Origin of the sequence: Pseudomonas sp. GM84 (assembly GCF_000282535.1) — a bacterium.
Classification (GTDB): domain Bacteria; phylum Pseudomonadota; class Gammaproteobacteria; order Pseudomonadales; family Pseudomonadaceae; genus Aquipseudomonas.
Genome location: NZ_AKJC01000379.1, coordinates 1 through 1,240 on the forward strand (window position 1 = coordinate 1; position 1,240 = coordinate 1,240).

Sequence of the window (1,240 nt, forward strand, 5' to 3'; positions counted from 1 at the left end):
TGAACTGGCCTAATGATTTTGGACACCTTCTTCGGGCGCTATGATGGCGCCCAACAGGAGGCAAAATCAGTGCGAAAGTCATACTCAAAAGAGCAAAAAATCCAGGCCGCGGAAATGGTGCTCGACGGCGGCCAATCAGTTCCAGAGGTCTGCGAACTGCTTGGGATCGGATCTACAGCCCTGCGTCGGTGGGTTGAACAGGTGCGCCAGGAACGAGAGGGCCAGGTTCCAGTCGGAGCCAAAGCTATCACCCCGGAACAGCACCGAATCCAGGAGCTGGAGGCGCTGCTCCGCCAGAAAGATCGAGATATCGAAATCCTAAAAAAGGCCAGTGCTCTCCTGCTTCGGGACTCCAAAGATCGTTCTCGCTGATCAACGAGCTGAGTGAGCAGTACGGTGTCGTCGAATGCTGTCGCGTGCTTGGAGTCAAGCGCAGCAGTTTTTATGCGTGGCGCCAACGCCAGGCACGAAAAAATCCAGGCCGCGATCGATTGCGCATGGTCGTGAACAGTCTTTTCAAAGCCTCCCGTGGTTCGGCCGGCTCGCGAACGCTAACCCAGGAATTGCGCCGTGCAGGTCATGAAATTGGTCGCTACAAGGTGCGCACTTTGATGCGCGAAGCTGGCCTCAAGTGCAAGCAGCGTAGGCCGCACCGGTACCGGTCATCTGGCGCGGAAGCGCTGGTGGCAGAAAACCAGCTGAAGCGAAATTTCAAAGTTTCGACGATCAACGAAGTGTGGTGCGGGGATGTGACGTACATCCAGGTTGGCAGACGCTGGCTGTATTTGGCCGTGGTAATCGACCTGTACGCACGCCGGGTAGTGGGCTGGGCATTCTCAATGATTGCGGACGCCCGGCTGGCCTGCAACGCGCTGCGGATGGCGGTAGAGTCCAGAGGTAGGCCGGTGGGTGTGATGTTCCATTCAGACCAAGGGTGCCAATACACAAGCCATAAGTTCAGATCTGCGCTTGAAGAATACAGGCTCAACCAAAGCATGAGTCATCGCGGTCAATGCTGGGATAACGCTGCCATGGAGCGTTTCTTCGGAGCGCTGAAATCAGAGTGGATACCCGCTGGAGGTTATGAGACCGAAGGCCAAGCCCGTGCTGACGTCCAGGCTTATTTAGTGCGGTACAACCTAAAGCGCCTCCACAGCTACAACGGCTATGAAACCCCTGTAGCTATGGAGAAAAAGCTGAAAGCTGCAGCTTGAAACCTAAACCGGTGTCCAAAAATAGT

2 protein-coding genes are annotated in these 1,240 nt (G+C 55.6%); both read left to right on the forward strand.

Annotated features, from left to right (window positions below):
• Window positions 1-18 precede the first annotated feature (18 nt).
• Complete coding sequence (locus PMI38_RS28015) at window positions 19-372, forward strand: transposase (protein ID WP_443216402.1); 354 nt, start codon at window positions 19-21, stop codon at window positions 370-372.
• A gap of 8 nt (window positions 373-380) precedes the next feature.
• The gene (locus PMI38_RS26050) at window positions 381-1,214 is read left to right on the forward strand and encodes an IS3 family transposase (protein ID WP_043274127.1); all 834 of its coding nucleotides are present in this window, start codon (window positions 381-383) and stop codon (window positions 1,212-1,214) included.
• Window positions 1,215-1,240 lie beyond the last annotated feature (26 nt).